Source organism: Euzebyella marina (genome assembly GCF_003687485.1).
Taxonomy (GTDB): Bacteria; Bacteroidota; Bacteroidia; order Flavobacteriales; family Flavobacteriaceae; genus Euzebyella; species Euzebyella marina.
On sequence record NZ_CP032050.1, the window covers coordinates 3,548,682 to 3,573,560 of the forward strand.

At 40.7% G+C, this 24,879-nt stretch carries 18 protein-coding genes; 14 read left to right on the forward strand and 4 right to left on the reverse strand.

Annotation, left to right across the window (positions count from 1 at the left end; genetic code table 11):
• Window positions 1-20: 20 nt before the first annotated feature.
• Entirely contained in the window at window positions 21-1,319 is a 1,299-nt protein-coding gene (locus tag D1013_RS15175) for a DUF3748 domain-containing protein (protein WP_121849636.1), read from the forward strand.
• Between the two features lie 2 nt (window positions 1,320-1,321).
• Here the strand turns inward: D1013_RS15175 and D1013_RS15180 are convergent, their stop codons facing one another.
• From D1013_RS15180 to D1013_RS15190, 3 genes are all read right to left on the reverse strand, one after another.
• On the reverse strand, window positions 1,322-3,652 hold the full coding sequence (locus tag D1013_RS15180; protein WP_205601254.1) for a hypothetical protein: 2,331 nt from the start codon (window positions 3,650-3,652) through the stop codon (window positions 1,322-1,324).
• A 145-nt stretch (window positions 3,653-3,797) separates the two neighbouring features.
• Window positions 3,798-5,504: a SusD/RagB family nutrient-binding outer membrane lipoprotein gene (locus D1013_RS15185; RefSeq protein ID WP_121849638.1), complete on the reverse strand. Its 1,707-nt coding sequence runs from the start codon at window positions 5,502-5,504 to the stop codon at window positions 3,798-3,800.
• A gap of 34 nt (window positions 5,505-5,538) precedes the next feature.
• The gene (locus tag D1013_RS15190) at window positions 5,539-8,952 is read right to left on the reverse strand and encodes a SusC/RagA family TonB-linked outer membrane protein (RefSeq protein WP_121849639.1); all 3,414 of its coding nucleotides are present in this window, start codon (window positions 8,950-8,952) and stop codon (window positions 5,539-5,541) included.
• Between the two features lie 549 nt (window positions 8,953-9,501).
• Between D1013_RS15190 and D1013_RS15195 the strand changes: the two genes are divergently transcribed.
• The 13 genes from D1013_RS15195 (at window position 9,502) to D1013_RS15255 (ending at window position 22,573) form a co-directional block, all read left to right on the forward strand.
• A complete protein-coding gene (locus D1013_RS15195) occupies window positions 9,502-11,010 on the forward strand; it encodes a sodium:solute symporter family protein (protein ID WP_121849640.1) in 1,509 nt (502 codons plus the stop codon).
• A gap of 2 nt (window positions 11,011-11,012) precedes the next feature.
• Window positions 11,013-11,228 carry a hypothetical protein gene (locus tag D1013_RS15200; RefSeq protein WP_121849641.1) on the forward strand — a complete coding sequence of 72 codons (216 nt, stop codon included), beginning with the start codon at window positions 11,013-11,015 and terminating at the stop codon, window positions 11,226-11,228.
• An 18-nt stretch (window positions 11,229-11,246) separates the two neighbouring features.
• Entirely contained in the window at window positions 11,247-11,483 is a 237-nt protein-coding gene (locus D1013_RS15205; protein WP_121849642.1) for a manganese efflux pump, read from the forward strand.
• Window positions 11,461-14,103, forward strand: a complete 2,643-nt coding sequence (locus D1013_RS15210) for a glycoside hydrolase family 2 protein (protein ID WP_121849643.1) — start codon at window positions 11,461-11,463, stop codon at window positions 14,101-14,103. The genes D1013_RS15205 and D1013_RS15210 overlap by 23 nt, the downstream gene beginning before the upstream one ends.
• Window positions 14,104-14,117: 14 nt before the next feature.
• Window positions 14,118-15,395 (forward strand): DegT/DnrJ/EryC1/StrS family aminotransferase, encoded by a 1,278-nt coding sequence (locus D1013_RS15215; protein ID WP_121849644.1) that lies wholly within the window; start codon window positions 14,118-14,120, stop codon window positions 15,393-15,395.
• Window positions 15,396-15,403: 8 nt separating this feature from the next.
• Entirely contained in the window at window positions 15,404-16,210 is an 807-nt protein-coding gene (locus tag D1013_RS15220; RefSeq protein ID WP_121849645.1) for a glycerophosphodiester phosphodiesterase, read from the forward strand.
• A 13-nt stretch (window positions 16,211-16,223) separates the two neighbouring features.
• Window positions 16,224-17,228 (forward strand): Gfo/Idh/MocA family protein, encoded by a 1,005-nt coding sequence (locus tag D1013_RS15225; protein ID WP_121849646.1) that lies wholly within the window; start codon window positions 16,224-16,226, stop codon window positions 17,226-17,228.
• A 166-nt stretch (window positions 17,229-17,394) separates the two neighbouring features.
• Entirely contained in the window at window positions 17,395-17,796 is a 402-nt protein-coding gene (locus D1013_RS15230) for a response regulator (RefSeq protein ID WP_121849647.1), read from the forward strand.
• Between the two features lie 112 nt (window positions 17,797-17,908).
• Window positions 17,909-18,451, forward strand: a complete 543-nt coding sequence (locus tag D1013_RS15235; RefSeq protein ID WP_121849648.1) for a heme NO-binding domain-containing protein — start codon at window positions 17,909-17,911, stop codon at window positions 18,449-18,451.
• Entirely contained in the window at window positions 18,444-20,072 is a 1,629-nt protein-coding gene (locus tag D1013_RS15240; RefSeq protein ID WP_121849649.1) for a sensor histidine kinase, read from the forward strand. Before D1013_RS15235 ends, D1013_RS15240 begins: the two co-directional genes overlap by 8 nt.
• Window positions 20,069-21,202 (forward strand): FIST signal transduction protein, encoded by a 1,134-nt coding sequence (locus D1013_RS15245; protein ID WP_121849650.1) that lies wholly within the window; start codon window positions 20,069-20,071, stop codon window positions 21,200-21,202. Before D1013_RS15240 ends, D1013_RS15245 begins: the two co-directional genes overlap by 4 nt.
• Window positions 21,202-22,254, forward strand: coding sequence for a sensor histidine kinase (locus D1013_RS15250; RefSeq protein WP_121849651.1), 1,053 nt, complete (start codon window positions 21,202-21,204; stop codon window positions 22,252-22,254). Before D1013_RS15245 ends, D1013_RS15250 begins: the two co-directional genes overlap by 1 nt.
• Window position 22,255: 1 nt before the next feature.
• Window positions 22,256-22,573 carry an Hpt domain-containing protein gene (locus tag D1013_RS15255; protein ID WP_121849652.1) on the forward strand — a complete coding sequence of 106 codons (318 nt, stop codon included), beginning with the start codon at window positions 22,256-22,258 and terminating at the stop codon, window positions 22,571-22,573.
• A gap of 54 nt (window positions 22,574-22,627) precedes the next feature.
• Here the strand turns inward: D1013_RS15255 and D1013_RS15260 are convergent, their stop codons facing one another.
• Complete coding sequence (locus tag D1013_RS15260) at window positions 22,628-24,685, reverse strand: tetratricopeptide repeat protein (protein ID WP_225621532.1); 2,058 nt, start codon at window positions 24,683-24,685, stop codon at window positions 22,628-22,630.
• Window positions 24,686-24,879: the final 194 nt, after the last annotated feature.

The following is a 24,879-nucleotide window of genomic DNA, read 5'->3' on the forward strand; positions in this document are numbered from 1 at the left end:
ATATCCATTCATGCAAGAAGATGGAGTTTAAAAAAGAAAGACAACTGACTACGGATCTCACCTACAACCACGATTTGGATAATAATGACAATTTTTCTCCAGATGATCAATGGTTGGTATATGATACAAGAACAGAGAAAGGCGGTATCGGGGGCAATGCCACAATAGAAAAGGTTCATGTTGCTACCGGCGAAAAAAAAGTGCTTTACCACCTAGATAAGAACACCGCATATGGCCCTGGGGTCGGTGCCGTGAGCTACAGCCATACCGAAAACAAAGTTGCTTTCATTCATGGTTTAATGAATTCTTCTAAAGACAACCCTTACGAGCAATGGCGGCGTACCGGGGTAATCATTGATGAGAACCAACTTAATGAGCCCATTTTTATGGATGCTAGGGATATTGAACTTCCCTTTACTCCAGGGGCACTTAGAGGTGGCACCCACCGCCATGAATGGAGTGGTGATGGAAAATTTATCGGGTTTACTTATAACGACGCCATCATGAAACAATTGGAAGATTCTACTGGTGCTATACTAAACCTGAGAACGATAGGTGTTTCCAAAGCGGAAAGTAAAGTAATCATAGACCCAGAAAACCCGGAAAACTTTTCAGGTGATTGGTTCAGTACATTGGTGGTCGAGGTGGTCCCTGAACCTCAACCCGGCAGTGACGAAATCAGTAGGGCTGCCGGCGATAGCTGGGTCGGAACTTATGGATACACCGACCGCAATGGAAAAAAGCAAAGGGCGCGCGGTTTTATCGGTACGGTAAAAAACTCCGATGGTCAGAATGTTGATGAAGTTTACATTGTTGACATACCGGAAGATATCACTTTATCATCTGAAAAAGGTTTGTTGCAGGGCACGGAATCAGATTTGCCCTCACCCCCCAAGGGTGCCTCTCAACGCCGGCTGACTTTTACCGCAAAAACCGAACAGCCCGGTTGCGAGGGTATCGTTCGATCATCTTTTGATGGGGCTTGGCTCGCTTACTTGGCTTATGACCAAAACCATATCAAACAGGTATTTTGTATATCACCTACCGGTGACCAAACCATCCAGGTCAGCTTTCATAAAAGCGATGTACAAAGCGGCGTACGCTGGCATTCAAGTGAACACAAAATAATCTATGTGCAAAATAATTCTGTTATTCAAAGAGACATACATTCTGAGGGTTTTGAGGTACTGACCGAACCTTCCGATAATGCCCCGACCAATCTTGTTTGGTCACACGATGGAAAAACTATTGCCTACAACAGATTGGTTGAAAATGAAGAAGGCATTTCAACCAAGCAAATTTATCTTTTAGAATTATAGAGCTACTTCTTGATTACCCAAACATCGGTCACCCGTGATTGTTTTCTCCAATTTAAATGTTCTTCGTCAGGTCTGTCAAAAGTAATTTTTAGATGACCATCACCGATTAATTTTTTGGGTAAAGGAAATTCTTTAAACTGCTCAAAACCCTTTTCATATTTAGTAGGTTTCAAGCGTTCTCCATTGGCTCTGAGAAGTGCTTCGCCATATCCTGCCACTCTAATTAGATAATTGGCTTCTGGGTCGAGGTCTTTATACTCTAAAATTGGTGAAAATTGAAAAAGTTGGGTAGATAATCTTTTACGGCTCATACCGTCGTTTTCCCAAAGATAATCTATGGCATCATCGGTTTCAGAAGTTACATGTTTTGCAGCTGCACTAGAAATGTTATCGTAGAAACTGCCATCTCCCGGGGTTTCATAGGTTCTTATGAAATCAAGACGGCCAATTTTTTTATTCTCTGTGGAAAGTTTTTTCACCTTTTCGAACTCATCTTCTAGCCACCATTTATTATTTAAAGGTATATCTAGAAAGTCAAGAACAGCACCACGTTCGGCACTTCGAGCCTGATACTTGGGCACGCTCATTTGAGAACCTATGCTCTGAAACAATGTTTCCCCATTCTCTTCAATTTTGCGACGCAGTTGTACCATTCTATCGGTGGTATCCCTTTGATTCAAAACCTTAATGGCGCTATCAATGGCAACGTCCGCACCCATAGTTCTTGATTCGGAAAGAACTTTATAAGCCTCGCTCTCCAATGCTGACTCGTTCACAAGCCTCAACTTTACATAAGCATCATAATAAGCCCGAAAAACAAGCTGTTGCCATCGCCAATTACCGGCTAATTCTGGGTATTTGTCCTCCAATTGTTTCCAAACTACCAGTGTGCTTTCAATACCGTCATTTTCAAGAATGGGCCCTGACCAATTTTTTTCCAAAGAGAAAATTCCATTGGCCGCTTCTTTTGCAACTTCAGAGCCAAAGAAAAACCGACAGTACTCTAAAACTATTTGGTGAATATCTTGTTCTGAATTCCAACCCAATTGACTCCACAAAACTTTGTTCACATCGTCATGTGACCCATCTGAATAGGTGATAAACCCGTTAGTTTTATCTACATCTTCCCTGAAATATTTGGCATATAATTCAGGTTGCGGATTGATGGGTTCACGACCCAACGTAAGGGCAAACGCTTGGTCCCACCGAATAGCGGGATAGTGACACCTCACGGTATGGGTTATATCGGGGTAAAAGCGATACTGATATTTTTGCGGAAGTTGCTCGCGCTCATAAGCAAGCGGTGGGCTACTCGGGCCATTTACCAAACCTTTTAACCAGTCCGGTTTTTCGGTTTGCAGATACTCAAAAAAGTAATCGACTTTTTCTTCGTTGAAGCCCTGTAATGACACCCAAATTCCTGCCTTTGGATGGTATTTTTTCAATACACTCGCCAAATCTTTTAGGTAGGGTATCAATACCGAAGGATGGTTTTCACCAGGGTCGCCCCCAGGAACAAAAACCCCGTTCAACTTTGGGCATCTGGCATAAAAGGCTTCCTGCTCCTTTAACCCATTTTCATGGGCATTCTCTTCCATTAAATCTTCGGGTGCCGGAGTCCATACCCAATAATCGACGCCGTACTTCTCACAAATCTCGCTCATTTTAACCTCCATCTGCTGAGGGTTCAATTTAAAATGCGGACTAGAATCCGGTTTTTGAAAAGGAATGTTTTCGAAACTGTTCGCCCCAAAAAGTATTTGCTCTCTAAAATGTTGATCAAATTGTTCTACAGACCAAGCATCCCAAGAATTTGCAGTGTTCCGGTAACCGAATTGATGTCCGCGAAGCGAATATTCGGGTGAGGAAGAAATGTTCAATGATTTCTCAATAGTTATTTTTCCCTCCGCCATTTGGGCAAGACGTAAAAGTTTTCCAACTCCATATAAAAGTCCGCGCTTATCTGCTCCGATAATCCATAATAAATCCTTTCCCTCCTCTTTTTGGTGCAAGAGCCTGAAGCCTTCATTCTTTAGGGTACTTTTTTCAGAACCTATAGTACTGTTATATTTTTCAATAAAGTCTTTATCGTTTTCGAGGCAAAGAAGAATAGAAGACTTAGAATTATCAAATTCAGAAGTAGCCCAATCTATTCGGGTTCGCCTTTCAACTTCCTCGATCAACACCTGAACTATAGTTTTGCCCATAGCATCATGTAATGAGTCGGAAACAATAATCGAAGCCTCCGAAAGGTCAAGAACAACTTCTTCGGGTTCATTACTGCAAGACATTAGCCAAACAAATACCAAACAGATTAGAAAAGTATATTTCACAGCCTTAAGATTTATTGCAACCGCTTGGAAGCAACTGACATAATTTAGGATAAATAAAATTACCTGAGGTTGCGGCCCCAGGTAATTCAGATAACTCAACTAACAAACAATTATATATACACTCTCGGATATATCGCCATTCAAATTACCAAGGTTGATCAACACCTTGTAAAACCCATGGTTTTGACCATGGAGTATCATTCTGTATGTAACCAGGAACATCATCGGTATGCTCGGTCTCTTCTAGATTATTGAGGGCACTGTAATAGTTATCACCATTTAGCGTACTATTCTCAGTAGGATACACAAAACGAACAGGTATGACGCTTGATCTTGCAAACGGACCTGGTTCTAAATCGGGTAAACCTGTTCTTCTCCAATCAAGATAAGCTTCGGAAGCCGAAGAAAAGTTTGCAATCCATTTTTGCTCCATAATCTGTTCTAGGGTACCTTCATAGGCTACGCCTTCGTTGTCGATGTAATCGGCGAACTCATCTTCCAATCCCCAAGTTTCAAGTGAGGCCTCTACACCTTTGTTATAGTTGCCTTCGGCATCGGTACCCCACCCTTTTAAGGCGGCCTCGGCTTTCAAGAAACAAAGCTCTGCATACGAGAATAAACGTGCCTTCAAATTTGGCCCTGACAATTCATTGAACATCGGGTTCATCAATGAAACATGAATATTGCCGCCACCCTGTACAGGGCTCGGATTCAAATTGTACGTATAAGGTTCGGTACCTTGGTTTGAAACCGGCAAGCCAACGTATACACTATTTGTATCAATCATGGTCAAACCGGCCTCTCTATCGGCATACCAGGTATCAGGACTATAAATTGCCAAATTTTTTGAGGCCAAAGAATCAGTATTAATGTATCGAAGACCATCTACAATTTCTAAAAAGGTAGAAGGTCCGGATGGCATATCGGCCGGGGCCACAACAGTAGTGGCAATCTCAACCGCATCGAACCAAATTGACATTCTGGGATCATCTAGCTCTTGTAACTTATAGGTCAAGGTAGTACATGGCTTCACCCTGGTAAAATTAGATGGTGTACCTGACAACCCATTACTTGGCTGCGAATCACTAGGGCTTATACCTAGGTAAGATACTGCACACTCCTCATCTACACTGTCAATAAGCGGAGAAGCCAACATACTTTGAACACCGGCACTGGCAAAACTAGGGTCTTTTTCAGAAAGTCTCATATAGTACCTTAGGGCTAATGAATTGGCATATTTGACCCATTTTTCGGCGTCACCCCCAAAGAAAATATCTTGAGAGGCACTGAATGTTTCCAAATTGCCCATATTATTACTCAACATTTGCGAAGCAGCTTCAAAGTCGGCTATTGAACCCTTGTATACTGATTCTTGAGAATCGTATTTGGGTAAATCGATACCATCTTCATCGGCACCACGCAATGCTTCTGAGTAAGGTACATCACCATAAAAATCGGTTAGCAAAGCAAAATTGTGAGCCCTGAGAATCATGGCTACCGCCTCATGAAAAATCAAGCCAGACTCTTGTGAGCGCTCCAAAGCCAATTTGGCAGTTCTTAAATTGTTGTAATAATCTTCCCAACCGTCGCCTTCCCAATTATAATCGTTGGTGGCCCAAGAATCTTTTTGAATGTACTGCACGTAGGCAGCCAAAGGGTCGCTATAGCCCTTTTGACCAACATCCATGGCCGTATTGACCATGACGTCGGTAAGCAAGAAGCTGGGGTTACCCTCTTCTAAGTTGACCCCGTTCGGGTTGATGTTTCTTTCGGTGATATCGTCATCACAGGAAGTAATCACCAAAGCACCTACCATCAGGGTCAAGTTCATAATTCTATTTAAAGTCTTCATAACTATATCTAATTTTTTATTGAATTGCCCTTATTTAAAACCCTACGCTCAATTTAAACCCGATTGGAACTGCCCAAGGGTTTACGTTAAACCTTTCAATACCTTGTTTGAACTGAATACCACTTCTACCCTGCTCACTAGATTCTGGTTGAAAAGCCATTTCAGGGTCGATACCTATATCGGCTTTGGTCCATAAAATGAGGTTTCTGCTGTAAAGTGAAATGGCCAAGTTTTGAAAACCAATCTGTTTGATGGTCTTGACCGGTACATTATAGGTCAATGAAATCTCCCTAAGTTTTACGTAATCGGCGTCAAAAGTGGCATTTCTTGTAAAATCCCAACCATAGTGATCTTGATATCTGGTGTAAATAGTTCCAGGGCCACCTAAGTTTTCTGCGGTTGCCACAAAATTTCCGTTCTCATCATATTCTCCTTGAACACCGGGCATAAACACACCATCGCTCAAAGTAATACCGCCATCTTCAACTGGAAAACCACCATCTTCGGCAGTTGGCCCACCGACTAGCACGTAGAACTCGCCATCTGGTGAAAGGTACTGATCGGCATTCTCTCTTAAATAGGCAGGCAAATCACCTACGTCACTGAAATTATGCAATTTATCAAGCCATCTCTGGGTGTGCATATCAGATTCACCGTAGCGGTGTGTTTGAGAAACAAATTGACCTCCTTTTCTCCAATCGAAATTCATTGAGAGCGTCCAGTTTTTATAAGAAGCGCTAGTGGTCATACCGATATTGAAGTCAGGATTAAAGTTTCCTATAATCGGAGCAACCCTATTACCATCTTCATCTTCTCTAGTTCTGTCGCTGCTTTCGAAACCTTCGTCATCAATGATAGGCCAACCAAAATAAGGCGAATTTGGGTCTTCGACACGTACCATCGCCGCATCGAAAATGTTACCGATTTCTTCACCCAACCAAGTAATGGCACCTCCTCTTGCATCGGTCCAAAGGGTGACCGAGTTCATGCCGTCGGCCAATTCCATTACTCGCGTACGGTTTCTGTTGAATACGAAATTCATGTCCCAATTCCAATCTTCATTGGCCAATATAGTAGCCCCGAAACCAGCCTCGATACCCTTACTGGTAATTAATCCGGCATTGATAAATTTAGAATTGTAACCAGAGGAAACAGGGGTGTTCACAGGAAATATCTGATCCTTGTTATCACTCTCATAATATGTAAAGTCGAAGCGAAGGCGGTTGCTGAAGAAAGCAAAATCGGCACCTGCTTCCCAAGAGTTTTGAGACTCTGGTTTTAACTCAGGATTTAATAGGTTTCCGGGTACCGAAAGTAAAGAACCGCCACCCCATGAATTGCCACTGTTCAAAATTGGAACCAGGTTATAGGGGTCGGTGTCATTACCTACTTCGGCGTAACCAGCTCTCAATTTTACCAAAGAGACCTCATTCCCCATATTGATGGCATTATTTACCAATAAACTCGCCGAAACGGATGGGTAGAAATAAGAGTTGTTGCTTTCAGGAAGTGTACTAGACCAATCGTTGCGGCCGGTAACATCTACGAAGAACGTATCCATGAAGCCAATACTTGCCAAACCATACAAACTATTTACCTGCTTTTCAGTTTGGTACGAAGTATAGTCCAAGTTCTCAGGAGAAATATTGCTTAGATTAAACAAGTTCGGAGTTAAAAGACCTTGGCCACTGTTTTTGGTGGCGTTGGTCACTTGCGATGTTCTATTTACCCTTCTGTTACCGCCGAAAGAGGCAGAAAAATCCCAATTATTCAACTTTTTCGCATAAGTCAACAAAAAGTCGATGTTGGTTTCGTTTCTGAAGATATCGGTAATGCCGTAAGCACCATTGATCTCATTGGTGTAACCATTGGAAACCTTGGTTTCACGAACCTCATTCACCTCATCAAAATTATAGCGAACCATACCTGAAAGGTCTTCGGTAATCTGCCAATCGGCCTTTACATTTCCGTAGAATCGATTTCTTTCAAAACCGTTATTGATTTCATTGGCCAAGAAATAAGGGTTGTTCCATTCCGTTTGCGTTGGGTCATCGCCGAACGCATAGGGCGAATTTTGCCTTAAGCCTTCGTAATCTGTCAACCAATAATCTTCTAGATCGCGAACGTCTATATGCGGTGCCAGCTCATACATGGCCTGAATCGGGTTGGCTCCCCTGTTTCCTGCCGGTCTGTTATCACTAGCCGTCTTGGTATAATTTAAGCTTGAGCTTACGGTAAAATTATCCAACAACTTCAATGAAGAATTCAAATTGATACTGTTCTTGCTCAAATCTGAGTTGGGGACAAACCCTTTGTTTTCCAAGTTGGTATAAGACAACCTATAATTTAACTTTTCAGTGTTGTCTTGAATTGAAATATTGTTGGTAGAGGTTATCGCCGTATTAAAGAAATTGGCCGCATTGTTATACGATTTCAACTCACGCGGAACTGGCACACCACTAGCAATTTCTTGTTCGGTATAAGGCCAATGAATCGCCCTGATGCCTTGATCTAAAGCAGGACCTGCCCATGCTGAAGAGGTCTCGCCAATTAAAATAGCGCCGTATTCGTTAGAAGGAAAGTTATCTTCTGTATAAGGTCTTGAACCTGCAGCGAATCTCGTATGAGTATCGAGATAACGATAAGGAATATCAAAAACAGTACTGGAGTTAATAGTAACCCCCATACCCTTTTTGGCCTTACCTGACTTGGTAGTAATAAGTACGACCCCATTACCTGCACGAGATCCATATAGGGCTGCCGCACTGGCTCCCTTAAGCACAGTCATACTTGCAATATCATCGGCATTGATGTCTGAAATAGCATTACCATAGTCTACACGGTTATCGCTACCGACGCCCCCAACGTTGTTTAAAGAGTTAAAAACAGGTACACCATCAATAACAAATAACGGTTGGTTATCACTTGATAAAGAGGTGGCCCCTCTTATTACCATACTTACAGAAGATCCGGGAGCTCCTGTACTATTGATGGCCACACCTGACACTTTACCCGAAAGGGCATTAAGGGCGTTTTCTTGCGGTACATTGTCCAAGGCATCGCCGTCGACTTCGCTCACCGAATACCCTAGAGATTTTTTCTCCCGAGAGATACCCAATGCAGTTACTACAACTTCATCCAAGGCCTCTGAACTGGCCTCTAGCGATACATTGATGGTATTTTGACTACCAACGGCAACTTCTTGGGTTGACATACCAATATAAGAGAATACCAAAACGGCATCGTTGCCAGGTACACTTATACTATAATTACCGTCAAAATCGGTACTTACCCCATTGATGGTTCCTTTGAGAACCACGGAAACCCCGGGCAAGAGCTCCCCGTCAGTACTGCTGACGACCCCAGTAATTTCCCTTTGTGCCATTACGCCGGTGGCGTAAAGGGCGAACAAAAGAAAAAAGAACAAATGGATTTTTGGTTTTTTCATTGTGGCTGAATTAGTTAATTAGGATTGTTTTTGATTTTGATGTTCCACTTTTGACACAAATCTATTTGATATTCGCTATTGAAACACATGGTATATTATTAATTACCTATGCTAATTTAACCTCAAAAAGAGCAATTTTATCATAAAAGAAAATAATGGTTAATATATCATTAATTATAAGTGAAAAACTATTATACTGAAAAGATATTGAGCCCTTTTCACAAGCCTCTATCCTCTATTTCCGGAAAGAAAATACCATCATTAATAAGATACCCCTATGTTCTCTCCCATCCTCTTGCAATTACCTATATAGATTAGTGTAGACTATGTGTTAATATTCCATATTAAAATTTGCCAAACCTTAATTAATGCAAAAGTCGAACAAGCTGAATTACTGATACCGGTATTGTACATATTTTAACTCAAATAGTCACTTATTAAAGGTTTACAGAGCCAAGTGGTCAATATTTAATGTGAATTGAATAAAATATAACAACTGTTTTGAAATTGATTGGTCTTTATTTGTAGTCAATCAAACTACCATCAAACATGCTTGCCGGAATCGATTATTTTATTGTGATAGCCTACATCGTAGGAATGTTGCTTTTAGGTCTGTACTTCAAGAAATTTGTCAATTCTTCCGAAGATTACTTTTTAGGAGGAAAAAGCCTTCCTTTTTGGGCGATAGGAATGTCCATCGTAGTCTCCGATATCGGTGCGCTTGATTTCGTGGGCGTTTCGGGCCAGGCCTATAGATACGGAGTATCGGTAGGTAATTTTGACTGGGTAGGTTCGGTACCTGCCATGTTATTGGCGGCATTTATATTCATTCCTTATTTTTGGAAAGGCGGAATGTATACCATACCGGAATACTTGGGGCGTCGATACAACAAATCGGTTCGCACCATTGCCTCAGCAACCTGGATCCTGTTTTTCGCCCTCGACCTTGGGGTCTTATTTTGGGCCAGTGCAGTTCTTCTAAATGTACTAATGGGCTGGCCTATATGGATTTCTATACTTTCAACCGCAGGGGTTGTAGGTCTCTATACGTATTTCGGCGGCATCACAGCGGTAATCATGACCGATGTGGTACAAATGATCATCATGTTCATTGGTGGGTTCGCTTTAGTATTTCTAGGATTACATGCCGTAGGTGGTTGGGACAACATGGTCGAAAAAATTGCTACTATGGGCCCTGAGTATCAGAGCCATTTCGATATTATTCAACCATCTGACACCTCGTCTCCCTTTCCGTGGACAGGTATCTTGTTCGGTCTTACCTTCGTTATGGCGAATGCTTATATGATCGGTAATCAATCTATTGTTCAGCGATGCTTGACCGCCAAGAATGAATGGCACGCCAAGGCTAGTATGATTTTTGGCTCTGCCTTAAAAATGTTTATACCCATATTGGTATTGTTTCCAGGGTTAATGGCCGTTGTTGTACATCCTGATTTGGCCGATGGCGATCAAGCGTTGCCCATGATGATCAAAAGTATCTTGCCTCCAGGGTTGGTCGGCCTCATGTTCGCTGCGTTTTTTGCAGGTCTAATGTCCAGTGTCGATTCACTATTAAACTCAACCGCCACTTTGTTTACTAAAGATATTTATGAGCCTTTCATTAAAAAAGGAGCTAGCGACAAACACTATCTAAAAGTCGGACAAATAACTACGCTTGCCCTACTCGTATTTGGGGTTGCAACTTCACCTATCAGTAGTGACTTCCCTGGTATTTATGTGGCAATTCAAACCTTTATGTCATACTTTCAAGGTCCGTTGTTTGCCATTCTTTTATTGGGAATTTTTTGGAAAAGAACCACACAATGGGGCGGCCTTTCGGCATTGGTTATCGGTATTGCCTTTGCCGTATTCCTAAATGTTTTTAAGGAGCAATTCTTTCATATTGAAGATCCGTTTCTCTATATCTCTTGGTGGTCTTTCTTAGTGGCTTTTATCATCAATATTACGGTAAGCCTATTGACCAAGAAGCATAGTGAGGAAAGGTTAAAAGGACTGGTGTTCAGCTCTAAAATTGTAATGAAAACAAAAACTGTATAGATATGCTAAATTTCGACTGGGCTTCTGACATCCCTCAGGAAACCGCCAAAATGATATTTTTCGGTTTGTACCTGGTTATCGGTGCTTTCGTAATGTTGCTACCTAACGAGTATATCTATGAAGGGGTACCGAAAGAAGAGAGATTTTGGTACAACAATCTTAAAATATGGTCGGCCGTTGTACTCGGTATTCTGGCCACCGTCTACTATCTCTTTTAACAAACAATTGAATTTGTTATGAATAAAATCGAAATAACCAATAAACTAAAAACGGCAAAAATCAACCAAGCTTTGGGTGTTTTTATAGCCCTATTTGGGCTCATTGTAATTTTTGCCATGATTTTTACCGAAACTTTTGTTCAACAAATGACCGATTTGGTTGCCGGACTTATATTATTGGGTATCGGGGGTGGTATGATCTGGAAATCTAAACTGACCCAAATCAAACTTAATGCTCAAGAAAGGTTCGAATAGTATGAAGTATTTTCATTTAGAACTTTTAGATAATTGGAAAATTAGTTCATCTTCAGATATTTCAGAATCTGGTAAAGAGCTATCCTTCAACCCCGTATTGAGTAAAAGTTGGTTATCATGTTCGGTGCCTACCACCGTTCTTGGAGCTCTGGTAAAAAACAAGGTTTACGAACAACCCTATTTCGGTAAGAATTTAAAGGAAATACCAACAGACCAATTTCAAGTACCTTGGTGGTATTGCAAGCAATTTCATCTTACAGAAGAACAGTCAGGTTTATTTGGAGAATTGATATTCGAAGGAATCAATTATAAAGCAAATGTTTGGCTAAATAGCCATTTGGTTGCCAATATCAATCAAATAGATGGCGCATATAAGATTACCTCGTTTCCTGTGACTTCCTATTTAGAAGATGGCGAAAATATGTTGGCAATTGAGGTGATTCCTCCCCAACCGGGAGATTTTAGCACTGGCTTTGTCGATTGGAATCCGGCCCCTCCAGACGGTAACATGGGTATATTTCGACCTGTTAAGTTAAAATTGCACGGGGGAGCACTTATTGAACGCCCATTCGTTAAAACCCATTTAGAAAATTACGAAGGTACCGTTGCCGAATTGACAATTACAACCGATGTACACAACCGTACCAAAAACAAGGTTTCCGGTGTAATAGTAGGGTCAATTGGAAATCTAAAATTTTCGAAGTCAGTAACGCTAAAACCTCATTCGCATCAACTGGTCGAAATTGATTCACAACAAGTACCGGAGTTGCGTATGGAAAATCCTAGACTATGGTGGCCACTTGGTCTTGGTGAGCCAAACCTGTACCACTTACAAATCGAATTTTTGGTCAATGATGAACTTTGGAGCCAGACCGAAACACGTTTTGGAATACGGAGCACCGCTGATTATTGGGTGGATGATATTCATAGAGGGTTCAAAATCAATGGCCGAAAACTTTTAATCAAAGGTGCTGGATGGACGGATGATCTTTTGCTCATGGATACCCATGAAAAATTGGAAGCTCAAATACAGTATGTAAAGCAGATGAACCTCAATTGTATTCGGTTAGAGGGTTTTTGGGGAACTGACCAAAAAATATATGACCTCTGTGACGAACATGGTATTTTGATCATGGCGGGATGGAGCTGTCATTGGGAACATGAAATACATATGGGCGTACCCGTAAGTGAAAGATTCGGTGCCGTTTACAAAAAAGACGATATCGACCATGTGGCCAAAGCATGGGAAGACCAAATTATATGGTTGCGCAATCATCCGAGTATTTTTGTTTGGACCGTGGCCAGTGATAAAGTACCCATTACCGAACTTGAAGAAAAATATATCGAAAGCTTTACTAAGTATGATACTACTCGACCTTATTTGAATTCAACAGGGGGTGTCGGAAGTGACCAGCATGTGATCGGTAGTGAAGATGTGGTGAGTGAAATTAGCGGCTCTTCAGGGGTGAAAATGCTTGGCCCTTACGCATATACGGCACCGGTTTATTGGTACACTGACGTTAATTTTGGTGGGGCTTATGGCTTTAATACAGAAACAGGGCCAGGAGCTCAGGTTCCAGTGCTTCAAAGCATTCAGAAGTTCATTCCCGAAGAAAAGTTGTGGCCGATTAGCGAGGTATGGAATTACCATTGCGGCCGATATGAATTTGCCGATTTGAGCCGGTTTAATGAGGCCATCGAACAGCGATACGGTCTCCCCGAAAATATTTATGACTTCGATAAAAAGGCTCAAGCATTAAATTACGAATTAATGCGGCCTATGTTCGAAGCTTTTCGCGTCAATAAATCTAAAACGACGGGCATCATACAATGGATGCTCAATGCTGCATGGCCTAAAATGTATTGGCAAGTGTATGATTATTACCTAGTGCCCACAGGTGCGTTCTATGCCGTTCAAAAAGCCTGTTCAAGCCTTCAGATAATCTACAACTATGGTAATCATCACATCTATGTGGTCAATGATGAATTGAAACCTTCTCAAGAATTGATGGCACAGGTTCGGGTGTATGACATAAATTCGAACCTTTTGTTCAGTGCCCGCAGAACTCTAAATGCTCAGGCAGACTCTTCAGAATACATTATGAGATTAGAGGAAATACAAGGCCTGACGACTACTTACTTTCTTGACCTTCGATTATTCGACACCCATGGCAATCAATTGAACACCAATTTTTATTGGCTATCGACCCAAGAAGAACTATTGGATTATAAGGCCAATTTGGGCGAGTTCGCCTTTCATACCCCTAGCAAGCAATATGCTGATTTGACCCTACTCAAAAAATTGCCACAGGTAAATTTAGATGCTAGGTACACTATAGAAGAATCAAACGGCGAATTGATAGCAGAAGTTCTCATTGAAAACAGAAATGATGAAATAGCATTTTTAATCTGTGCCCAATTGGTCGATGAAAATGAAGAACTTATAGTTCCGGTTTTTTGGAATGACAACTATATAAGCTTATTACCACATGAGAAAAGGGTTTTAAAAACCAGGTTCAAACAGGATGGGGAAGCAAAAGTGAAAGTTTCAGGGTGGAATACGAATATTGAGCAATCCGTTAAAATTGCTGATACCAATCAAGTAGAACAGAATATCTAGATAGAGTACCAAAAATGGAAAAACTAGCAATTTTAGGAGGACCTCCAATGAGGGATACCGTAAAAAACCCGTGGCCGAAATGGCCTGTTTGGGGAAAAGAGGAAGAAGTGGCCCTTCTCGAAGTTTTGAACAGCGGGGTCTGGTCGTATAACGGACCTAAAGAAACGGAATTCAACAAACGGTTCGCCGAGTTCACCGGTACCGATTATAGCATTTGTACCGTTAACGGAACCGTTACTTTACAAATAGCCCTTGAAGCTCTAGAAATTGGTCTTGGAGATGAAGTAATTATTCCTGGTCTTACATGGCAGGCGACTGCCGCTACCGTCATTGACGTAAATGCAACACCCGTAATAGTTGATGTTTTAGAAGACACTTGGTGCATTGACCCCGAAGCTATTAAAAAAGCCATTACGCCTAAAACAAAAGCGATTGTACCCGTGCACCTTTATGGTGCTTTTGCCGATATGGATGCCATATTGAAAATCGCAAAAGAACATGATTTGTACATTATAGAAGATTGTGCCCACAAACACGGCGGAGAATGGAAGGGAAAAAAAGCCGGCAGTATTGGCGATATAGGCAGTTTCAGTTTCCAGTTATCTAAACACCTCACCGCTGGTGAAGGTGGTGCGGTAACAACGAACAATCCTAAATTGGCCGAAAGATTAGATGCCCTACGTAATTGTGGCAGAAGGCCTAAAGGCAGCCTCAACAGCGGAGACAAAGGCATTGGTGACTATGGCGATGATGGCAATTTTTTACAATCGGGCAATTTAAGAATTACTGAATTTCAGGCAGCGATTTTGCTTGAAGGCCTTAAACGGTTACCGGACCAAAACAGGAATAGAGATGACAACGGAGCTTATTTGAACGATTTGCTTTCTAAAATTCCCGGTTTAACACCTTTAAAGCGCGACATAAGAGAAACTAAAAAGGCCTATTTCAATTTTGCATTTAGGTATGACAAGAAAGCATTCAAAGATTTACCCATAAGTAGGTTTCGCGAAGCATTACAGGCTGAACTCAATATAGTTGTCGATGCTTGTTATGAGCCATTGAACAATTGTTCGCTGTACGTGCCTCATACGAAGCCTGCCCGACATAAATTGAACGATGCCTATTGGTCAGCTATTGACCCCAAAAAGATTTCCCTACCAGTTTGTGAACGCCTTTTTGAACATGAATCGGTGTGTTTACACCATAAAATCTTGATGGGTGACAAAAGTGATATGGATTTGATTGCAGACGCTATCGAAAAAATTTATCAGCACGTTGACGATTTGATGTAATTTCAAACATGAATTCTTTTATATCCGTTCTACTACTCACCTTACATCTTGGTCTTTTTAGCCAAGAGCCTGCCAATCTACCTAAAAAAGGAATTTGTGCCCATAGAGGGGCTACTGAAAATCATCCTGAAAATACGATTCCCGCTTTTGAGGAAGCCAGCAGGTTAGGCGCCCAGATGATTGAATTCGACGTACAATTGACTAAAGATGGTTACATGGTAGTGATTCATGACGATAATGTTGACCGAACTACCAATGGCTCGGGTCTTGTCGAAAAAATGACCTTGGCCGATATAAAAAAATTGGATGCCGGTTCTTGGAAATCGGAGAAATTCAAAGAAACAAGAATTCCGACACTCAAGGAAGCTCTTCAAGTAATGCCTACCAATGTTTGGCTCAATGTACACTTAAAAGGTGGGCAAGAATTAGGAAAGAAGGTAGCTGACCAAATCATAGAATCGGGAAGACAGTTTCAAGCTATCATTGCCTGTGGAAAAAAAGCTGCAAGAGGTGTAATGTCGGTCGACACCACCTTGAGAATGTGTAATATGGAAAGAACCTCTTCCCGAAAAATCTATGTTCAAGAAACCATTCAAATGGGCTATGGCCATATTCAACTGAAAAAATCGCGCGAACATGAGCACCTTGCAAAAGATGTGAAAGACTTAAAATCCAACAGGGTTTCAATCAACTATTTTGATGCCAATTCCGTTGAAGAAATGCAATTTCTGTTTGCTGCAGGAATCGATTTTATTCTTACGGATAAACTAGCACTTCTTTTGGAGGCCTACTCGGTGGAAGAAACTTCGAAATAAAACATTCCGAACTATGAAGAAGATTAAAATTGCGCTTATTGGAGCAGGCTATATCGCCGAATATCATATTCGCGCACTTCAGAAAATAGATGCTATAGAAATAGCGGCAATCGTGGCACGAACTGAAAAAAGTGCTCAGGCTTTTGCCAATAAATATAAAATAGAAAATGCCTTTACGCGTATTGAACCTATTCTTCAAGACCCTTCAATAGAAGCTGTTGTCTTAAGTACGCCCAATTCGCTTCATGCGCCTCATTCTATAGAATTCTTAAAAAACGGCAAAGATGTATTTATCGAGAAACCTTTGGCCACTACCGCAGGCGAGGTAGAAGAGATAAGAAAAGCCTCTGAAGGCACAAAAAAATTGGTGATGGTCGGCCATATGTGGAGGTTTGATGAAGAGGCCCAATACCTTAAAAAAACAATTGAATCGGGAAAACTCGGACCGATTTTCAAAACCAAAGGCTATGGCATTCATGTCAATTGGGGGCCTAGCGGTTGGTTCTCAGACCAGCAACTTGCCGGTGGCGGTGCTTTGGCCGATATGGGCGTACATGCCATCGATACGGTAAGATTTCTTCTGAACGACCCAAAACCAGTGAAGGTATACGCTCGCATATCCACTCGATTTGGTGACTATGATGTTGATGATACTGGTATAATAGTTATTACTTGGGAAAATGGAACTGAGAGTATTATCGAAAGTGGTTGGTGGCATCCGCATATGGATGGTCCGGAAGCCAGCACAGCCCTATTCGGCACCCAAGGTTATGCCAACCTATTCCCTACCGAGTTAAAATTAAAAAACGGGGAATCTATGGAAACCATTTCACCCCAATTTCCTACAAAAGAAGAACACTGCGACCAGAAAATTTACGACAAGCAAATGGCCTATTTCATAGAGTGCGTTAAAACCCGCACCCAACCTGTTCCCGGTCTCGAAGAAGGGCAAGTCGTCTTAAAAATTGTCGATGCAGCTTATGCGTCCTCAACATCTGGAAATGCTATCGATTTATAAAAACATAAAGGGCATAAGCGATTAACCAAATCCCTTTAGTAAATAAGATAAGGACCTTAACGTTTTTCTTTCCCGAGATGCCATAAATCTATCACCCTCTATTAGAACTGGTTATTCAACCCAACTTTTCATTATATTTACCATAGGGCAACCAAAATATTTCACCATGAACATACTTTTTATAGAAGACGACGCGATTGAAACGATGAAATTCAAACGCATCTTGGCCAAACTAAAAGTACAGCACAAAATTACCGAAGCTAAAAATGGTGAAGAGGCTTTAGAAGTTCTTGGCTCTGCAGACCAACTTCCAGATATTATTTTGTTGGATTTGAATATGCCCCGAATGAGTGGTATCGAGTTCTTGAAAGTATTGAAGGCCGATGAGCATTATAAGTATTTACCTACTATCATGCTTACAACATCTCAAAACCGTGCCGATTTGCTCGAATGCTACCGAATTGGTATTGCCGGTTACATTCTCAAGCCTTTGAAATATGAGGATTACGAAGACAAGTTAACAAAGGTTGTGCAGTACTGGGAAGTAAGTGAATTGGTGAAGGCATAACGTTTTTCCTACATTTCACAACATTTATTTATCAAAAGGAAGGCTTTTTCCTACATTTATACTGAATTAATAGGGGCAATCAAAACGGGGCCCTTTCAAACCACAGTACTAAATGAAAGGAATAGTCTTTACAGAATTTCTCGAAATGGTAGAAGAGAAGTTCGGGCTTGAAGTGGCCGATTCAATTATTGAGTCTTCAAATTTACCATCCAACGGTATATACACCGCCATTGGCACCTACGAATTTAATGAAATGGTCAGCTTGATCACCAACCTCAGCGAAGAGGTAAAGATTGATGTAGATACCCTAATTTACACCTTCGGGCATTATCTTTTCACCTCTTTAGGCAAGGCACACCCCGAGGTGATACAAAGCTATTCAAACCCGCTTGGTCTAATCTACGCGATAGAAGACCATATTCATGTACATGTTCAAAAGATATATCCCGAAGCCGAGTTGCCCACCTTCAAGATTTTAGAAAAGACCGACAATTCACTATCAATGGTCTATTCTTCTTCTCGCGGTCTCTATAGATTGGCCCATGGCCTAATCGAAAAATGTTTTGAACACTATAACAGTTCAGCAAAAGTAACCTACAAATTGTTGAAAGAAGACGGTACCGAGGTACAGTTTGATATCGTTCAAAATGGATAATAACAAAGAAGTAATATTACTTAAAAGAGCCTTAGAACGCCAAAAGCAGGCCCGAATTCAGGCCGAAAAAATTCTGGAAGAAAAATCTAAGGAGCTTTATGATATGACCCGCCATTTAAAGGCGGCAAATAGCAAATTAGAGAGTCTGTTGAATAAAAAACAGACCGACCTCAGCGATTCTTTTATGGAAATCATTGATCCCTATGTCATTCTTGACTTAGATTACAATGTGATCACCATGAATGATTCTGCCATTAACTTTTTGGGTTATGACCACAGAAAAGAGCCTATCAATGTAGGCAAGATGGTACACTACGATTATGTTGAATACACCCTTCAGGCATTCGAATCGCTTAAGAAAGTGGGGGTTTTAAAAAACTACAGGGCAAAAATCGTTGTTCGCGACAAGTCGCATAAATTCATACAAATCAACGGTAGCGTCATTTACGATACCGAAGGTCGACCTATCGGACTTCATGGTATTATAAGAGATATAAGCCAAGAAACAGAAATTAAAAACCTCTTGGCCGAACAGCGAAGAGAACTTAATATAATCGTTGATAATTCACCACTCGGTATTGCTTTAACCGTTGATGGTAAGATTATTAAAGTGAACCCAAGATTTTCAGAGCTATTGGGCTATACTGAAAATGAATTGATACACTCTACCCCAAACGAAATTACAACTTGTTACGATGAAGAAAAATGTTCTGATTTTGTTGGTGAATTAAATTCCGAGGGGCAAGACAATGTGTCAATGACCAAAGAATATGTTCGTAAAGACGGGGCGACATTCATTGCAAAAACCAATATCAGCGCTGTTCGAGACGAAGAAGGAAAAATTAAGTTTCAAGTGGTGGTCATTGAAGACATTACCAAAGAACAAGAACTTCAAGAACAAAAAGAACAACTCTTATCGGATCTCGAGGCCAGTAACAAAAACCTGCAAGAATATGCGCATATCGTTTCGCATGACTTAAAATCTCCTTTACGAAGTATTAGCGCTTTGGCATCCTGGATCAAAGAAGATTATCATGATAAACTAGATGAGGCAGGCCAAGAACAACTTTCTCTAATGCAAGAGAAGGTAGCATCTATGGATAAGCTTATTCAAGGCATTCTAGAATATTCAACGGCGAATAGCTCACAACTATTAAGCAGTGAGGTCGACCTGAACGAGGTAATAGCATTAATCAAAGAAACCATATATATTCCGGATCATGTGAGCGTTAAAGTGCCTAAAACCTTACCAACCATTATTTGTGACCGCACCAAAATGCAACAGTTATTTCAGAATATAATCGGTAACGCCGTCGTTCATATTGAAAGGGAGGTCGGTCTTGTTCAGGTGCTTTTTAAAGAACATAAAGATTTATTTCAGTTTACTATCGAAGATAATGGGGTCGGTATACCCAAAGAATACCACGAGAAAATATTCAAGATATTCCAATCAATCGGAAATAAAGAACGATCTACGGGGATTGGGCTTTCCATTGTGAAAAAAATTGTTGATCGATACGAAGGTGATGTTTGGGTAGACAGTGAGGTCGGGGTTGGTACACAATTTCACTTTACCCTAAAGAAATCGTTATTAACCGAGCAGTCAAAATCACAGGCATGAAAATTTTACAGGCAAAAAAAGAAAAAGGTGGAAGTTGGATTTTTCAGACGGAGAAAACAGAATTAAAGAGCCCTTTGGTTCTGGTATTTGGTGACCGTTACCAATTAGAGGCTGAAAATATCTATTCTGAAATAGCTGAACTTTTTCCAGGGGGGCACATCATCATGGGCTCAACGAGTGGTGAAATTCTCAACGAAAACGTGTTTGAAAAAACAATGGTTTTAACGGCCATCGAATTTGAGCGAAGTACGTTTATAATCAAGAGCAAAAACTTGGCAGACTACGACGGTGACGACGAACTTCTCGGTAAGGAATTAATGGAGGAATTTCCTTCTGAAAACCTTAAACATGTCTTTGTAGTCTCTGAGGGTAGTACTGTGAACGGAAGCACTCTCATTTCAGGTCTCGAGAAAATAAAAAGTTCAAAAGTAGGATTGAGTGGCGGACTCTGCGGAGACGATGCTCGATTCGAACGAACCCTTTGTAGCTACAATTCAAACCCTAAAGAAGGGGAAATTATTGCTGTCGGTCTGTACGGAGATAGTCTAGAAATTACCAGTGCCAACTACGGTGGTTGGTCGGTCTTCGGGCCTTTGCGTACGATTACGAAATCAGACGGCAATGTTTTATATGAGCTTGACGGAAAACCTGCACTGGACCTCTATAAACAATACTTGGGGGATAAGGCTAAAGATTTGCCCTACTCGGCATTATTTTATCCTTTAAATGTAGATTTACACGATGGTTCAAAACCCTTAGTAAGAACCATTCTCAATATAGACGAAGAAGAGAACTCAATGCTATTGGCGGGCAATGTACCGGAGGGTTCCTCCGTTCAATTGATGATGTCTACAGTTGATGACATTGCAGATGGAGCTAGGGAAGCGGCCAAATTAGCTGTTGAACTACGTAAAAATAAAACGGAACTGGCCCTATTGGTCAGCTGTGTAGGTCGTAAATTGGTAATGGACCAACGAACCGAAGATGAAGTAGAAGAAGTGATTGATATCGTAGGTTCACAAGCCGCAGTAACAGGTTTTTATTCTTATGGTGAAATGGCGCCCTTTGCTGGGGAAGAATCGTGTAAATTGCATAATCAAACAATGACATTAACACTCTTGAGCGAATAATGCATTCACTTTTAAAAAGACAAATTCGTAAATATTTACCGGAATCTTTAAGAGACCATCCTGAATTGGAGACTTTTTTAGATGCCGTTCAAAAATCATATCAAGACCAAGACGACAAGGTCGCCATGATACAAAGGGCTACTGCGATAAGCTCAAAAGAGCTTTATGAGGCCAACAGAGAACTGGAAGCCGAGGCCCGTCGTCAAAAAAAGATTATCGATTCGCTTGAAAAAGCGCTAGAAAGCTTGAACGAAAACCTGCATATCGAAGATGGGTCTAAAGAAAATATTCTTGATGTAGAAAGCCTTGCGAAAAAAATTGGCGAGCAGGCCGAGCAATTATCAAAAATGACTTCAGAGCAAAACAAGCTCATGGAAGAACTGGAGACCCGAAACGAGTCTTTGAACAATTATGCGCACGTTGTTTCGCACGACCTTAAATCGCCTATCAGAAATATTAGTACCCTTCTCACTTGGATTCTAGATGAAGAACAAGATAAATTCTCAGAAGACAGCAAGGCCAATGGAGAATTGATTGCTCAAAATCTGGAAAAAATGGATAGGTTAATCGATGGCGTTTTAAAACACGCCACGGTTTCTTCTTTAGAAGAAGAGAAAACCAATATCAATATTTCCGATCTATTACAGGAGATAGAGAACACCATTTATGTTCCAGAGAATGTGAAATTGGAGTATAACGGGAAATTGCCTACCATTTATGGTCAAAAATATAGCTTAGAACAACTCTTCACCAATCTTATTACCAATGCCATCACGGCAACCGAACATTTAGAGAGCGGCATTATCAAAATAGGCCATAAGGTCAACCCTTATTACTATACCTTTTTTATTTCCGACAATGGAAAAGGCATACCGGAACATCACCGATCAAAAATTTTCGATATGTTCGGTAAATTGAGTAACGATAACAATGCCACAGGTATTGGGCTATCACTGGTCAAAAAAATCATCAATATTTACGAAGGCGATATAAGCCTTGAGTCTAAAGTTGATGTGGGTACGACCTTCTACTTTACATTAAAAAAACAATAACATGGAAACCCCAAATACCAATTATATAAAGCAACTGGCTGGCGATGACCACGATTTTGCCATGCAGTTCATCAGTATTTTAAAGGAGGAGTTTCCGCAGGAAAGGGAGGAGTATGAAACGACCCTTAAAAACCAGGAATTCACAAAAACCGCGGAGATAGTTCATAAAATCAAGCATAAGTTCAATATACTTGGTCTTGAAAAATCATACCAGCTTGCCCAAGATTTTGAAGCGGACCTTCTTCAAAACAATACCGAAAAAGGGAGCGATTTTGAGGCTGTACTCGATATGGTAGGCGCCTATATAACGGAACTCTAGATTTCCAAAAAGCTTTTTCTTCAACTTTTATATCCCCTCTCCTTACCTTTCTACCTATTTATCCAGCTTGGCATAGAAAACAGGTTTCTGTCCCAGCATCCACTTGATTTTTAGTCCCATTTCCGTAAACTCAAAACCGGCTGCCGTTGCTGATGCTATATTGCTATACTTACCATAAACATTGGCACTGAACCGTTTACTAAAATCATGGGTAAGACCAGCCTCTGCCCTAAATATGGGAGTTTGAGGGTCTTCTTCTACTTTTTGTATACCCGTGGCGGCACTTGCCATGAACTTGGTCTTTTCGGAAAAATTACCGCGTACATCGGCAAAGAATTCACCCGCTCTATAAATTTCAGGGCTAAAGTAGATAGTCGGTACTTGCTCGGCAAAAGTGATGTACTGATAGTTTAGCCCGATCTTAAGTGCCGGCTTTCGCATCAAAGAGTAATATAAAGAGGTAAACAATAGGTTTCGAGTATTCTCATCGGACTGTTGGGTATGAATCAATTGGGTGTACCAACCCAAATTAAAATTGGTTCCGAGGTTATAATTTAGTCCGTAATGGCTCATTACTATTTCGCGCTCAATCAAATCTGCATTAAAACTTTGGATCTCCCTCTGGTAACCTAATTCTAAATTTTGTAATCTAAAGGGTTTGGTGACCAACTTAATATTCATTACCGGTTGGGTATATGATGTCTCAAATCGGCTATTGTTGATACCGGCCACTCCATTTAGGCTAACATTCGGCATCAATTTAAAATCAAGACCGATGGTAGCCACATGAGATTCAGCTTTATTAAGTATCAAAGAGTTTTCGGTAGTTCGGTATTGATAGCTTAGTGATGTTTTAAATTTCGTACTCCATGGCAAAGAGGCCGAGATTGTATTGGAGATGGCCACATTATTGCCATTATCAAACGTATAGGCGGCGTGGTCTTCTACCAGAGGGGTATACATACCATTCAACTTTTCTATAAAACCTTTGGCATCTTTTTGGTTTTTAAAAATTCTTAAAGTTTGAAAAGCCGCTTTGTAGGCGGGAACAACCCGGTCTGAAGCAAAAAGTGCATTGGCCTTACCTAGGTTGCCATCGAAAGAAGCGCTGTCTTTGGCCAAAATAGCATCATAGTTTTCGATACTCATCTTGAATTTGGCCGTGTACATACCTAAAGTGGCCCTTAAGGCGCGCACCCAATTACTATCGGGGTACGTTTTTTCAAGTTTTTCTATCTCCTTTTTGGCATCCCCGTATTTTCTGTTCCAGATTAAAGCTTGTACATATCTATTTAGGGTTTGCTCGGTCAATTTAGCATCCGTGATTTCAGAAACCATCGATTTGGCAAATTCAGCCTGTTTTAAGGCTTCCTTATCTTTTTCAGCAATATGCTCGGCCAATGCCATACCGTTGATGGCCGTTATGGAATCTTTTTTAGAGGTAGCGTATCTTCGATAAGTCGATTTGGCTTTATCTGTATTTTTAGTAATCAAGTAGACATTGGCCAAATTGAGCAAAGCATCTTTATCCTCAGGAAAATCATCAAAAATTTCAAGAAGCAACTTGATACCCTTTTTGTAACTCTGATTATTGACATACTCATTAGCATAACCCAAGCGAATGTATTTTTTCGAAACTTTGGCACTTTCATTCTCAGGGTTTAAGGCTATGGCCTTATTGACCCAAACCAAGGCTTCTTTATATTCTTTTAAATTAGATAGGGTATTGGCATATCCCAGCACGGCACCAAATTTATCCGGATATTTTTCAACCAAATCTTGATACAGCGGTTTTGCCTTATTATACTGCTTATCCCATAAAAAAGATTCGTTATAATTAATGGTAATCTCATAGTCATTGGGGTATTGGTCTTTTAAAGACCCAAAAAGAACAGTAGCCCTCTTAGGGTCTCCACTTAGGCCAACTGCGCGGCCATAGCAAAGATTGGCCGTTTTATTTTCGGGGTCACTTTGCAAATAGCTTTCAAAAAAACTTTCCGCCTTTTCAAAATCACCTTTCTCCAACATTTTAAAACCAGGAGACATATCGTCTTGAGCGATTACAAAATGGGATGCGCAACCAATAAACAGAAGGATTACAAATCGAAACATTATTTCGTAAGTTTTTATTTACAAAATAGATAACGAACGATTATCCGAAATATGTTGTGAGAAATTAAAAAAAGGGAGGATTTTAATGGAAAACTTCCTACAAAAAATACTATTTAACCAGATAAGATAAATTTGGCTAAACTCTATTATATAAAGATTCGAATAAAAATAAGCTCAACATTCACAAACTTACT

Bases quoted from the DNA above. Each gene is read 5' to 3' on its own strand.
- D1013_RS15175 (WP_121849636.1), top strand. From the start codon at position 21: ATGGAGTTTAAAAAAGAAAGACAACTGACTACGGATCTCACCTACAAC.
- D1013_RS15185 (WP_121849638.1), bottom strand. From the start codon at position 5,504: ATGAAGACTTTAAATAGAATTATGAACTTGACCCTGATGGTAGGTGCT.
- D1013_RS15190 (WP_121849639.1), bottom strand. From the start codon at position 8,952: ATGAAAAAACCAAAAATCCATTTGTTCTTTTTTCTTTTGTTCGCCCTT.
- D1013_RS15195 (WP_121849640.1), top strand. From the start codon at position 9,502: ATGCTTGCCGGAATCGATTATTTTATTGTGATAGCCTACATCGTAGGA.
- D1013_RS15200 (WP_121849641.1), top strand. From the start codon at position 11,013: ATGCTAAATTTCGACTGGGCTTCTGACATCCCTCAGGAAACCGCCAAA.
- D1013_RS15205 (WP_121849642.1), top strand. From the start codon at position 11,247: ATGAATAAAATCGAAATAACCAATAAACTAAAAACGGCAAAAATCAAC.
- D1013_RS15210 (WP_121849643.1), top strand. From the start codon at position 11,461: ATGCTCAAGAAAGGTTCGAATAGTATGAAGTATTTTCATTTAGAACTT.
- D1013_RS15215 (WP_121849644.1), top strand. From the start codon at position 14,118: ATGGAAAAACTAGCAATTTTAGGAGGACCTCCAATGAGGGATACCGTA.
- D1013_RS15220 (WP_121849645.1), top strand. From the start codon at position 15,404: ATGAATTCTTTTATATCCGTTCTACTACTCACCTTACATCTTGGTCTT.
- D1013_RS15225 (WP_121849646.1), top strand. From the start codon at position 16,224: ATGAAGAAGATTAAAATTGCGCTTATTGGAGCAGGCTATATCGCCGAA.
- D1013_RS15230 (WP_121849647.1), top strand. From the start codon at position 17,395: ATGAACATACTTTTTATAGAAGACGACGCGATTGAAACGATGAAATTC.
- D1013_RS15235 (WP_121849648.1), top strand. From the start codon at position 17,909: ATGAAAGGAATAGTCTTTACAGAATTTCTCGAAATGGTAGAAGAGAAG.
- D1013_RS15240 (WP_121849649.1), top strand. From the start codon at position 18,444: ATGGATAATAACAAAGAAGTAATATTACTTAAAAGAGCCTTAGAACGC.
- D1013_RS15245 (WP_121849650.1), top strand. From the start codon at position 20,069: ATGAAAATTTTACAGGCAAAAAAAGAAAAAGGTGGAAGTTGGATTTTT.
- D1013_RS15250 (WP_121849651.1), top strand. From the start codon at position 21,202: ATGCATTCACTTTTAAAAAGACAAATTCGTAAATATTTACCGGAATCT.
- D1013_RS15255 (WP_121849652.1), top strand. From the start codon at position 22,256: ATGGAAACCCCAAATACCAATTATATAAAGCAACTGGCTGGCGATGAC.
- D1013_RS15260 (WP_225621532.1), bottom strand. From the start codon at position 24,685: ATGTTTCGATTTGTAATCCTTCTGTTTATTGGTTGCGCATCCCATTTT.